The 13,262-nt window shown below is 65.2% G+C and carries 4 protein-coding genes; 2 read left to right on the top strand and 2 right to left on the bottom strand.

Going from position 1 to position 13,262, the window contains the following annotated elements:
- Nucleotides 1–97 precede the first annotated feature (97 nt).
- Together AB0F51_RS34860 and AB0F51_RS34855 are read right to left on the bottom strand one after the other, a co-directional pair.
- Nucleotides 98–784, bottom strand: a complete 687-nt coding sequence (locus AB0F51_RS34860; RefSeq protein ID WP_360287089.1) for a hypothetical protein — start codon at nt 782–784, stop codon at nt 98–100.
- 171 nt (nt 785–955) lie between these two features.
- Nucleotides 956–3,823 (bottom strand): S8 family serine peptidase, encoded by a 2,868-nt coding sequence (locus AB0F51_RS34855; RefSeq protein WP_360287087.1) that lies wholly within the window; start codon nt 3,821–3,823, stop codon nt 956–958.
- A gap of 286 nt (nt 3,824–4,109) precedes the next feature.
- On the opposite strand from AB0F51_RS34855, the gene AB0F51_RS34850 reads away from it, so the two are divergent.
- Both AB0F51_RS34850 and AB0F51_RS34845 read left to right on the top strand, forming a co-directional pair.
- Entirely contained in the window at nt 4,110–12,719 is an 8,610-nt protein-coding gene (locus AB0F51_RS34850) for a DNRLRE domain-containing protein (protein ID WP_360287083.1), read from the top strand.
- A complete protein-coding gene (locus AB0F51_RS34845) occupies nt 12,716–13,246 on the top strand; it encodes a hypothetical protein (RefSeq protein WP_360287080.1) in 531 nt (176 codons plus the stop codon). Before AB0F51_RS34850 ends, AB0F51_RS34845 begins: the two co-directional genes overlap by 4 nt.
- Nucleotides 13,247–13,262 lie beyond the last annotated feature (16 nt).

The following is a 13,262-nucleotide window of genomic DNA, read 5'->3' as shown; positions in this document are numbered from 1 at the left end:
CTCCTGCGTCGCGCGGACCAAGAGTAGGCACCCATCGACCCAAGCCGGACGCCTCGCGTCTACCCGCCGCCGGTCTCGCCCAGTCGTAGGCCTTCGGCTAAGCCGCTTGGGCTGCGGCGAGGGCTTGGACGATGAGTTCGTTGCGGGCGTCCTGGCCGAAGGGGACCGTGGTGTGGACGCCTTCGCGGAGGCATTGGGTCAGCAAGGTCGGCTTGGCGGCCAGGTACTCGGCCCAGCGGACGATGCGCAGGTTGGGGTATTTTTTCTGGGCGTCGGACAGCTGAGAGTTGACCCAGGCGCTGTTGCGCTGGTCCGCGAGCTGGACCGAGGCGGGCTGGCCGGTCCGGGCGATCTGGGTGTTGACCCAGATCACGGTGCGCGTCGGGCCGACAATCTTCATGGTGCGGTCCACCTGGGCGGCGAAGACCGGCGGGTTGAAGACGTCGTTGGTTCCGGTGGCCATCAGGATCCGCCGGGGCATCCGGTACTTGAGCGCCCAGTTCTCGAGCGCGTCGACGGCCGGGGCCGTGGGGCGGCCGGACCAGTTGTGTACGGCCAGCGAGGCGCCGGTGCGCTCCTTCAGCCGGATCGCCAGCGCCTTGCCGTCCTGGACAGCGATGCTGTCACCGAACATGTAGACACCGTCGTTGTCGCGGACGTACGCGATCGTGGCTGCGCTGGAGATCGCCCGGGCGAGGGTGGTCCAGTCCGTCAGCATGCCGGATCCGTACAGACCAGCAGCTGACGAGCTCTCGGCGGCGACTACGCCCCCGACTGCCGCCACCGCCCCCGCCATTAAGATTTGCCGTCGATTCGGTTTCAAATTCTTCAAGGTGATCCCCACAGGGAGGAACTGTGCGGCATCGCGACGGGGTAGCGCAAGTCAACTTCCAACGATGCATCGGCTTGCAGCGTGGGGATTGCAGCTTGTTGCAACAGGCCAGGCGGTTGCGGGCTAGCTGACAGTTAGGAACTTGTTCGCGGTGAAGGCCTGCGCGTGGTCCGCGTCGCCCGGGAACCAGACGCGGTAGGCGATCGTGCCGCGCACGCTGGGCTTGATCCCGAACGCGTACGCCCCCGAGCTGCTCAGCTTCACGGAGGCGAGCGACCTCCAGACCTTGTTCGAGTACTGCTGCAGGTACACCGGGGAGCCGTAGTGCGCCGGCGCGACGTACCCGCTCAGTCTGGTCACCTGACCCAACCGGATCGCTGCCGGTGACAAGGTCGCCGACATGGTCGGGGCGACCTGCACGGTGAGGTCGGCGCTGCGGGTGCCCATCAGGTCGCCGTTGCCGGGGAACGTCATCATGAACACCGAGGACACGGTGGGCTTGTACGCGTAGCTGACCGCGCCCGTCGAGGTCGTCTTCAGAGCCGCCAGCAGCTTGAACGTCGACGAGTTCTTCGGCCGGACGTACAGGTTGACCGGCAACCCGGCGTACGCCTTGTTGTCGATGCGCAGGGTGCTTCCGCTCAGAGTGATCGTGCCGCCGTAGTTGATCAGTGTCGAGGTACTGCCGATGGCGGTCTTCATTCCGAGCAGCTGCGTGACAGCGGTCTGGCTGACCTTGCCGCCACGGTCTCTGACCCAGGCGCCGTAGGTGTAGGTGACCCCTTGGGCAAGGCCGGTGTTCTTCACGGATGATGCCGTGCCCGAGTACACCAGCGTGCCGGTGGTGAGCGTCGGCACCTGGCTGTTGGGGTTACGCCTGACGATCACCTGATCGAAGTCCGGCAGGGCCGGGACCTGCCAGGACAGATTCGCGGCGAGGTAGGCACCGGTGGCGTCGAACGTCGGCTTCGAGGGTGCCAGATCGAGCGTCGAGAACACGCTGGTGAACGACGCAAGTGCCGTGCCGCCGGCCTCCTGCACGCCACTGACCACGATCCTGTACGGCGTATTGTCCAGCAGCGGCGTGGTCGGGGTGATAACGGCCTGCTTGGTCGCGGGGTCGTACGTCACGGTGGCGCCCACGGTCGTATTGTTCTTGCCGTGCACCAGCCGGACCGTACCGGCGGTCACGCTGTCAGCGATGACGTCCCGTGCGAAGGTCACGGTCGGGAGGGTGTCGAGCGGTTGGCCGCTGCCCAGATCGGGCGGCAGCACGTCCCGTACGGGGTAGCTGGTGGCCGGGCTGGAACCGCCCGCGCCGCCCTCCTCGATGGTCAGCGTGTAGGGCCGGGTGTCTCGTGAGCCGTTGTCGTTGCGGACCGCGATATAGGTGCTGCCCGCGGCCACGCTGACCTCGGTTGCGGCCGTCAACGGTCCCCACTTCGGGCCATTGGTCGCCGGATCCACTTCCGTGGGGAACGGCGTGGAGGCGTGAGCCAGCGAGGTCAGGTCGGCGTTGTAGATGTCGATCCGGGGACCGAAGTTGACCGCGTAGTTGTCGCCGTTGAACTCGGGACCGGTCAGCGACACCTTGAGGTTGCGGGCGTCGGCCGAGCTCACCTCGTACCAGTCGATCTCGCCTTCGGTGCTGATCGTCGTACTGATCGAGCCCGACAGCGGAATGGCGCGCTCCGGCTGGTCGTTGAGGTCGATCGAGTTGGCCGGGAAGTCCGCGGCCCACCGTCCACCGAGGGCCCCATAGGCGTCCAGGATCCCGGCTCCGTAGTACGGGTCGGTGCCTCGGGGACCCGCGTCACGAGCAAGTGTCTTGAGCCGGGCCTCGACCTGCGCGGGCGTGAGCGTCGGCCACTTGTTCCGTACCAGGGCAACGACACCGGCGACGATCGATGCCGAACACGACGTACCGCTGCAGTACGAGTACGGGTTTGTAGTGCGAAGCCCTGTGCTGAGCAGATCCCAGCCCGGTGCCGCGAGGTCGACCCAGTCGCCGTACGAGCTGAAATCGGTCAGTACTCCGCCGGCGGTCGTCGCTGCGACCGCGATCACCTCGGGATAGGCGGCGGGGTACTGCACTACTGAGCTGCCGTCGTTCCCCGCGGCCGCGACTACGACGACGCCGTTGGCGACGGCGCGCTTGATCGCGTCGTGCAGGACCGGGTTGTCGCCCGGGTTGCCCAACGGCATGGTGATGACCTTGGCGCCATGGGCGACCGCCCAGTCGAGGCCTTCGACGATGTCGAGATCGTTGGCGACAGCGTTGGAGCCCGCGACCTTGACCGGCATGGCTTTGGCGCTCCAGCCGACACCGGCCACGCCGATGCTGTTGTTGGCGGTGGCGGCAATGACGCCGAGCGACATCGTGCCGTGGCCGTGGTCGTCGACCGGGTTCGGTCGCGTGCTCGAGACCGCGTTGTAGCCGGTGACCAAGCGGCCCACCAGGTCCGGGTGACCGGCGTCCACGCCTGTGTCGAGGACCGCGACGATCTGGTTCCCGGTCGACTTGGTCACGTCCCACGCCTGCGGAAGCCGGACAGTGTTCAGGTACGTCGCCTGGCCGGCACCAGCGACCATCGGATAGAACTGGTCGTTCGGTACAGCCGAAACCTTGCGCAGGTAGGTCAGCGAGGCCAACTCGACCGCGGGATCGGCCTTCGCCTTCTTGAGCAGCTCGGTAGCCGACTTGTCACCCTTGAGCTTCACCACCCGCGAGCTCGCCGCATCCTCGGTGACGGCACCGAGCTTCGACACCGCGGCCTTGCGAGCCGACGCCGTCGCCTTGCTCTTGAACTTCACCATCACCGTGTTCGGCTCGAACTCCGGCTTCGCGGCGTCGTGACGCGCTGTGAAGGCCGGACGGTGAGGGCCAGGCTCCGCGGCGGAACCGGACGACCCGGTTAGAGCGACCAGCGAGCCCGCAACCAGGGCCGCAGGCAGGCCGAGGCGCAGCAGACGTGCAGTGCGGACGGGCACGGCGATCTCCAAGCTCAGAAAGTGACAGTCGCCGGGAGTATGTCAGAGATCCGCCCTAGACCCCTCGCCTCAAAACTGTCAATAGCTGCAGCCCCCACCCTGCACTGAGTCCGCATCGAGCCAGTTGCAACAAGCTGCAATCTTGTTGCTACGGAAGGCTTTGATCGTTATAGAGTTCGGGTCTTCGCCGGTGTTGCTCGGGGCGCGCCGGATTCCGCCCATTTTTGGAGAGTCGATGTGTCGCGCCCGCATGTTGCTGACGGCTGCCCTGGCTATGTCACTTCCCTTGTCCGCAGTTGTACCGTCCGGTGCCCTGGGTGCCCCACGGGCGAGCACCCGCACCGAGGCCGGCGCCGCTGCCGCGTCAGCCCCGGCTGCCGCTCTGGTGCCACCGGCGGCTGCCCGACTCGGTACGCCGTCGTCGACGCGGGTCTCGCCCGGCGCGAAGCCGACCCGCGTTCGTGAGCTGGAGCTGAAGCGCAGCGAGTCGTCGAAGAGTTTCGTGATGTCGGATGGGACCACGCAGACGGTGCTGTCGGCGGAGCCGATGCACTTCCGTGACGGCCAGGGCAGGTGGCAGGACGTCGACACGAAGGTGGCCGCTGGCGCGGGGGACGACTCGTTCCAGAATGCGAAGAACGCCTTCCGTTCCCGCTTCGGCAAGTCGAGTGATCGATTGCTGACCTTTGAGGTTGACGGGGCGTCGATCCGGTTGGGTGCGGCGGGCGAGAAGCGCAAGCTGGTGCCGACGGTCAAGGACTCCACGGTGGTCTTTCCGGACGTGTTCGGTACCGCGGACGTCCGGTACCGGGTGACGAACACCGGTGTGAAGGAGGACGTCGTCCTGACGGCGGCTGCGGACGTGGCGAGTGAGTACACGTTCGAGTTGCAGACCAGTGGGCTGGTTGCCAAGGAGCTGGCGGACGGGTCGATCGGGTTCTTCAAGAAGAACGATGACGAGCTGCCGAAGTACGTGATTCCGGCGCCGAACATGTCGGATGCGTCGCCGCAGAACCAGCTCGGTCAGCCCGGCTACTCGACCGCGATCAAGCAGTCGATCACCCAGCAGGGCGGCAAGTCCCTGCTCACGCTGAAGCCGGATCTCGAGTGGCTCAAGGCGAAGGAGCGGGTGTTCCCGATCGTCATCGACCCGACGATCGTCGTCGTACCGGATCCGGCCGCGGCGCAGGACACCTCGATCTCGGAGGCCGCGCCGACTCTGTCGTACGGCACGCATCCGTCGGTGCTCGCCGGTGAGGATGCGAGTCACAACACGTGGCGCGGTCTGTTGAAGTTCGACACGTCGATGATCCCGGCCGGTACGACGATCCGCTCGGCCGACCTGAACATGCACTTCGGCGCGTCGTTCGGCTCGGACACGACGAGTGTCCCGTTCGCGGCGGTGAAGGCGACGAAGGCGTGGTCGGAGGAGACGGCGACGTGGTCGTCGATGAGCACGTCATTCAACGGGACCTACGCGTTCAACAAGGTGGTCGTCGACGATCAGGACGCCACCGCGACGGCGTACGAGGGTCTCTGGAAGGACCAGTCCAACACCGCGGCGATCGGGGGCCGGTTCACTTACGCGCCGAGTGGCATCAATGGCACGCCGCCGGATTCGTTCACCTGGGACGCGCGGGTTCCGAGTGCGGGTGATTACGTGGTGGAGGGGTTCACCTTCGCGGCGTCGTACCGGGGCAAGCCGGCGACGACGATCACAGGCGCTACTGACGCGGGCATCCCGGTTGTGCTCAACACGACGTGGGATCAGACGGCCGGTTCGTCGGCTGGGGCTTGGCAGACGCTGGGCACCGTGCACACGGCGCCAGGCAAGACCGCTCGGGTGAAGATGACCCGTCAGGCGGGCACGACCGCCACGACGCCGATCGCTGATGCGGTGAGTTGGACCGAGTTCTCCACCCAGACCAAGGCCGCGGGTCAGCGCGACTCATGGCACTCGTTCGCGCTCGGGTCCTACGTGCAGTCGTGGGTGAACGACCCGGCCCAGAACTTCGGGGTGATGCTCAAGCGCGTCGACGAGAGCACGACGGGTCTGGTCGGCGGCTTGTACTACAGCGCCAGCGAGACGTCGTACGGCCAGGAGACGGCTGCCCGTCCCAACCTGGTGATCACGTATGACGAGCCCGGTGTTCCGCTTGAGGCGCCGGCGACGATCCAGGCGAGCGGCCCGGATCTCAAGTGGAGCGAGTACGTCGACCCGACCACCGCCGAGAGCGACAACCTGGTCGAGTACCAGATCTTCCGCGGCTGCCGGAAGCTGCCGGCAGGCAAGTGCACCAACCCTGTTGGCGAGTACTTCTCAACCAGCGATCCCCAGGGCCTGAAGCTGGTCGGCACCGTCGCATCCGATATGACGTCGTGGACGGACGAGTCGGCGGAACCGTCGTCGGCGACCGAGCCGGCGACGTACAACTACTGGGTCGTGGCGAAGACCGTCGGCGACGGCGCGCAGAACGGTCGCGCGGCCTCGAACGTCCAGACCGTGACCACGCCGCGCGAGGGCCGGATCATGCGGTCGTTCACCGGCGACATCGCCAACGGCATCTCCGACACCACCCTGAGCGCGGCCAAGCCGACCGAAGTGCTCTCCCGCCCCGACGGTGGCACCACGACCCGCTACTGGATGCAGGTCGGCAACAACCACCCGGTCTACGGCGACGAGCGGGCGGTGTTCGAGTTCGACACCGCGGCCGTGAAGCAGGGGACCAAGGTCACCGACGCCCGGATGGAGCTGTACTCGAACTACGGGTCCGGCAGCGGCCGGGCCACCTTCGACCTGCACGCCTTGACGAAGGACTTCACCGAAGACCAAGCGACCTGGAACCAAGCCTCCTCCACGATCAACTGGACCACGCCCGGCGGTGACTACGAGTCGACCCTGCTCGGCGAGGTGAATCCGACCGGTGACCCGCAGCGGCTGACCTTCGGGTCGCTGCCCTTGACCACCAAGGTCCAGGCGTGGGTGAACAACCCCGGCGACAATCACGGCTTCCTCCTGAAGACCCGCGACGAGACGGCCAGCCAGCAGCTACTCAGCATCACCAACAGCGAATCCCCGGACACCTTGTTCCGCCCGCGCCTGTGGATCGAGTCCCTGATCAAGAATGACGCCCAGACCTACGAGGCGAACGAGATCCCCGAGCGTTTCCATCCGAACACCATCGTCACCACACCGGTGACCGTAACCAACACGTCGAAGGACACCTGGTCAGCCGATCTGGAATTGTCCTACCGGTGGGCGAACCCGAGCGAGAAAGCCAACTGGGATGACCTCACGGTCACCGGGGACCGGAACTCCGTCCCTGTGGGTAGGGCCTTGGCGCCGGGTGAGTCAGTTGTCCTTCAGCTTCCGATCCGTGTCGCGATCAACTCCGACAGCGGCGTGAAACGGAAGGCCTACGACCTGTATCTCGATCTGTGGACGGGTACCGACTGGCTGTCCAAGTCCAGTCATCCGTCGGTGATCGTGGATGCGCCGACGCAGGGTTGCACCGTGGTGGTGTCCGGTCTGATGTGCGTCGACCGGTGGGTGGAGGACCCGACGTCCACCCAGTTGGGGTTGGAGAAGTTCTTGTCGTACGCCGGTGAGGAGACCGGCGCTGGTTCGCAGTTGCTGACGAACTTGTACAACGGCAACGTTGTGTGGTCCTACGATGCGATGTCGAATCCGTCGATCGGCCCGTCGGCGTTCGTCAGGCTCGCGTACAACAGCCAGGACGGTGACTCGGTGGCCGGCTACGGGGTCTCCGTACAGGCGGCCACGCTGGCGAGGCTGGGTACCGGTCTCAAGGCGGAGAGTGACAAGTTGGCGTCGTTCGTGGACGGCGACGGGACGACTCACACCTACCGGGTCGATACCTCGACAGCCCAGTTGGTCACGTACACGCGCCCGGCTGGTGTGGCGCTCGATCTGAAGCGTTATCCGACCGCCGCCCAGGACCGCCAATGGGTCTTCAGCCGGCCGGATGGCACCCGCTTCTACTTCGACGGGACTACCGGTCGGCAGACCTCGGTCGTCGATCGCAACGGCAACACCCTGTCGTACAACTACGACGCGGACGGCCAACTGACGTCGGTCATCGACTCGAAGAACCGGGCAGTACTGACACTTGGCTACGACCCCAGCACCCATCTTGTGCTGTGGATCCGTGATCTGTCCGAGCGTGCGCTCAAGTTCACCTACGCCTCCAAGCAGCTGGTCAAGCTGGAGGACGGTGGCGCGTTCAACACAAGCACGAAGACGTTCGGGCCGGGTGCGCCGGTGAAGACGTTCCTGCTCGGCTATACCGCCACATCGACCAACAACAACGCGAAGCTGAACTCGGTCAAGGATCCCCGCAACGCAGAGACGAAGGTCGAGTACTACACCGCGACAGAGGACTCCAAGCAAGCGGGGCGGGTCAAGCGGTATACGGATCGTCGCAACAACGACACGACCTTCTCCTACACCGATCCCGCGGTGTCGCCGTCCAAGGACATCGTCGCGACTGTCACGGATGTGAATGGCAGCACCCCGTCGGTGACGACGTACCGAGTCGATATCTTCGGCCGCACGACCAGCATTCTCGATGCGAATCAAAACGCCGCCGGGGGCACCAAGTCGACGCTGCTCGCGTGGGACCGGGATCACAACGTCATCCGGTTGCAGGAGCCCAACGGTGCGGTTTCGACGTGGGAGTACGACCCGACGACGGGTTATCCGCTGAAGGTCCGCGACGCGATGGCGGTCAAGAACGGCCTGGCCGGGGCAGTGCTGACCTACGAGACCCTGACCACCGGCGCGACGCCCACAGTGTTGAAGTCGAAGACGAGCGCGGCCGGCCGCGCCTCGACCTTTACTTACGATGCCAACGGCAACCTCAAGACGGTGAAGGACGGTCGGGGCTTCGGCCCGACGTACAGCTACGACACCGACGGCACGCTGGCGACAGCGATGGATGCTCGCGGCAACGTGACGCAGTACCAGGACTATGACAACAACGGCTATCCGCAGAAGATCGTCGATCCGGCACTCGCGGCAACGAACTTCCAGTACGACCTCCGCGGCAACGTGATGCAGGTGGAGGACAGCCTCGGGCGGATCACCAAGGCCGAGTACGACGCATTCGGGCGCCCGACGAAGATCACGACGCCCTACGACGAGACCGAGACGCGGACGACGGCGACGGAGTACGACCTCAACGACAACGTCACCAAGGAGACGGCCCCGAACGGTGCGGCGACGAAGTCGGACTTCGATGCCGCGGACAACGTTCTGACCAAGACGTTGCCGGACAACAACACGACCGGTCGTCAGCTGTCCTACACCTATGACGTGCTTGGCCGGCCCATCACGCAGACCGCGCCGAAGGGTGTGGCGTCGGCGGCGGACCCGAACGACTTCGTCACGAAGTACAGCTACGACCGTGTCGGTCAGGTGCTGAAGGTGGAGACGCCGTTCGTCGACACTGACGGCTCCACGAAAACGCCGACGACCACTTTCGAGTACGACGTGGCCGGCAACAAGATCACCGTGATCGACCCGCTCAAGAACGCCTCCCCGGCGACCGACTACACCAGCAAGGCGGTGTATGACCTGAACCACCGGGTCACGGCGGCTACCGATGCGGCCGGCTACACCAGCAAGACGGAGTACGACGCCGACGGTCTGGTGACGGCGGAGATCACCGCGCTCGGCCACCGTAAGCAGACCGTGTACGACGAGGCCGGTCAGCCGATCGAGATCCGCGTCCCGCACACGCCGATCGGTGCGCGCCAGCTGCAGCGGATCACGAAGCTGACCTATGACGAGGCCGGCAACGTCGTCCGTCAGACACAGCCGAGCGGCCTGTACTCCGAGACCGTCTACGACAAGAACAACCGGCCGATCCAGAAGAAGAGCCCGTTCGACACCGCGGACCCGGTCTACAAGACGCCGTCGAGCACGTTCATCCAGTACGACCCGGTAGGCCAGGTCAAGGCGCAGTCCGAGCCCACCTTCGGTAGCTCGGGCACCCAGTGGACAACCTTCACCTACTACAAGTCCGGCGACATCAAGACCTCGACCGACCCGTGGCAGATCACCACGACCTACGGCTACAACGAGCTGGGTCAGCAGACGAGCCGCGCCATGTCGGTGCCGGGCGATGATGCCAAACGCACCCAGGCGTGGGGCTTCTTCCCTGACGGTGCGTTGCAGTCGCGGTCCGACACGGCCGCGCAGCAGCCGGTGGACGTGATGGACAACGCCGACATCTGGCAGACAACCCTCACGGGCACATGGGCCACTGTCGCGGGCGGCGTCAACACCCAAGGCGCGAACTACCGGACGCACGCTGCCGCTGCGGCCGGTACACCGGAAGCGGCCGACAGCTTCAGCTGGCGAGTCATGCCCGATGTGGCCGGCTCGTTCGACGTCTACGCGTCGTGCCCGGTGCGCACGGACTCGACGACCGCGGCGACGTACACGATCAACCACTCCACCGGCGCGGCGACCAAGACCGTCGACCAGAAAGCCTGCACCGCGGCCAACCCGTGGATCAACCTCGGCAACTACAGCTTCCCGAACGGCGTCGCCAAGTCCGTCACCTTGAAGCCGGCGACCGCAGGTGTGGTTGTCGCCGATGCTGTGAAGCTGGTGTCGACTAACCCGGTCGAGTCGCGCTCCTTCACCTACAGCTATGACCAGAACGGTCAGCAGGTCGAGGTCAAGGACAACAACCCGAACGCGCTGGCCGACACCTTCAAGGTCAGCTACGACGGACTGGCCCGCACCACACAGGTGCAGGAACTGAAGGGCACGACGGAGAAGAGCAAGACCGACTACACCTACGACCTCAACAGCAACCCACTCTCGACCTCCGCCCAGCGGCTTGCCGACGGCAACAACCCGGGAGTCTCGCGGCACACCGGCTACACCTGGGATGTCCGCAACCTCGTCGACACCGTGAAAGCAGGCACGACACCGACGACGTCGCTGGACACCTGGCAATACACCTACGACCCGCGCGGTCTGCGGTCGACGGTGACCAAGCCGAACGGCAACGTCACCACGCAGACCTACCACGAGGACGGCCTGTTGCGGACGCTGGTCGAGAAGACCAGCGGCGCCAACGGTGCGCAACTCGTGTCGTCGCACTCGCTGCGGTACACCCTCGACGGTGACCGGTCGCAGGATGTCGAGAAGGTCGACCAGCCTGGCTCGAGCAACTATCTGGACCAGGCATCGACGTATGTGTACACGCCGGCGCGGAAGCTGCAGTCGGTCACGAAGACGGGTGCGGAGAAGGGCGACAACGAGTCGTACGTGTACGACGCGGCCGGCAACGTCACGTCGCAGACGATCGGCGCCACGACGTCGACGATGACGTACGACCGCAACCGCCTGATCAAGACTGTCTCGGGCGCAACCACCCTGAACCACCGCTACGACCCCTTCGGCCGCTCGACAACCACCGACGCCGGCGCGCAGGTCGTCGAACAGAACGCCTACGACGGCTACGACCGCCTGGTCAGGCAGCAGAAGTTCGACTCGGCCGGCACCGCGCTGCTGACCAAGCTCCATACCTTCGACCCGTTCGACCGCGTGACGTCCCAGGCGGAGAAAGTCGGCACGGCGCAGTCGATCACCACACGCTTCACCTTCGTCGGCCTGGCGGACCAGGTCGCGATCGAGGAGCGCAAAGACACCGCCGGCGCCTTCAAGGTCACAAAATCCTACGCCTACGGCGCCGCGGGCGAGAACCTCTCACTGGTCGACACCCCGATCAACACCACCACCAGCAAGAAGTCGTTCTACGGCACCAACCCCCACAGCGACGTAGAAACCCTCACCGACGCCACCGGCCAAACCACCTCCACCTACCGCTACACCGCTTACGGCCAAACCGACAAGATCGGCACCACCGGCGAAGACGCCATCACGGGCACCCCAGCCGACGACGCCGACGTCGTCAACCCGTACCGCTTCAACAGCAAACGCTTCAACGGCGCCACCGGCACCTACGACATGGGCTTCCGCGAATACAACCCAACCCTGAACCGGTTCCTGTCGCGGGACATGTACGACGGCGCGCTGAAAGACATGGCCCTCGGCTCAGACCCGTGGACTGTAAACCGCTATGCCTTCGCCGGCGGCAACCCCATCACCGGCATCGAACTAGACGGCCACTGCCCCATGGCCGACGACGGCGGCTGTGACACCAACGTCGCCTACACGGGCCCGGTCCAGCCGCAGACCGAGCCTTCGCCGCAGGCTGAGTCTGCGGAGCCGCAAGGTAGTTCTGCAGGGCCGCAGACTGGGTCCTCGGAGTCCGAGGCGCGTCCTCACCCCGACCGCTTCTTCGAGATGGCGGGCTGCAACGGCGGACCAGGATGCGTGATGCCGGAAGGCTTCGTCGGCAAATACGGCCCATACCGGGCCCAGCCCGGCGAATGGATCGCCGAGTCACTGTCGCTGGCCTGGATCCCGGTTCCACCGTTCCTCAGGTTCGTGCCGGGGTTGCGAGGCGCAGGGGCGGTCAAGCTAGCCGACGATGCCATCCCCCAGGTTCTGAAGAACAAGGCGGTAGGGGATGCGGCGTCGGACAGTATCGCCGCTCGGTATGCTGGCGCGCGCCGGGAGGTTACGCTGCAAGCCAGGAGTGGGTCTCGGCGCCTGGATGTGCTGACTCCCGAAGGGCTGGCGATTGAGTCCAAGGTCGGCCGCACCGGGCTGACCCCGCGAACTCGCCAGGAGATCGCACGGGATGTAGAACTATTGAACGATCCAAACAGCCCGGTGCAAAAGTTGATGTGGGAGTTCTCGACCAGCCCGACGACTGGGAGGGGCGGCCCGACTGCTGGCTTGGCGGCGGAGTTGCTTCGTAACTCAATTCCGTGGATGGTGGTTGGGTGAGCGTGAACTGGGATGACTACAAGCCCTTTGACCCCGGGGTATCAAGGCCGCTGCACGAGTTGACGATGCGCGAGGCGCGAGCCGCGTTTCAACGGCTTATGGCAGCTAAGTCGGAACGCATCGAGGAGTTGCGGCGACTACTGGAGAACAATGGTGTGGAGTTGTCATCGAGCGCCGATGGTCTTCAGGCGATCAATGATTGGTTCCGCGGCGAGGTCGAGGGTAACCCGGCTCAGAGTCGACTTCATCCGATCTGGTACGCCGTGGTAAACGACATAGGGCTGTTCCTGGGGGATGTGATGATCGAGAGGAATCCTCGGCTGAAGTGGGTCATGTTCGACAAGGGAAAGCGTGATATCGCATTCCAGCGGCACGTGATCACGGGCTTCGAAGGGGTGGCGAACCCGAAGTACAATGTCGATCCTGACATGCTCGTCGCGACGTATGGTCATCGGATCATCGCAGGCGAGGGCGTTCAGACCGATGCCTTCGTCACCTGGGTCGACGCTGCAACTGCCTCGGCCTGATTCGAGGGCAACTGCG

The sequence above is a fragment of the Kribbella sp. NPDC023855 genome (genome assembly GCF_040639475.1).
Taxonomy (GTDB): Bacteria; Actinomycetota; Actinomycetes; order Propionibacteriales; family Kribbellaceae; genus Kribbella.
This window is presented reverse-complemented; position numbering and strand designations above follow the sequence as displayed.